The following is a 348-nucleotide window of genomic DNA, read 5'->3' as shown; positions in this document are numbered from 1 at the left end:
GGAACATCATGACCGTTACGACCAATCTCGCAGACTTCGGGCACCGTGAGCGCGAGGAAGTTATTACCCTTCTCACTGCGTGGAATCGCGCGGGGCTGCCTGATGGCTTTGAGGCCGACGGGGTACACCCCGCGTTTAACACGTGCAGCGGCAAAGTGTTCCTCACGAACGCGGATTTTCAAGTGTGTATGATTCCGAGCGGTAGCGAATCCCTCGAATCGTGGTACACGACGCCGCATGAGGGACGGGAAGGGTTCTTTTCGGACCTGTGCGAAGAATACCCGGACATGCACGAAACGGACCGCGCCGACCTGCGCGAACTCGCGGAGATTCTGGGCCGCTCGTCTG

General features: G+C 59.2%; 1 protein-coding gene. It reads left to right on the top strand.

The window, feature by feature from the left end:
• A partial coding sequence (locus AC1RPN_RS08685; protein WP_481763791.1) for a hypothetical protein occupies positions 1-348 on the top strand: 348 nt, incomplete at both ends.

It is taken from the genome of Dellaglioa sp. CoH-57-MRSF-20 (assembly GCF_056781955.1).
This window is presented reverse-complemented; position numbering and strand designations above follow the sequence as displayed.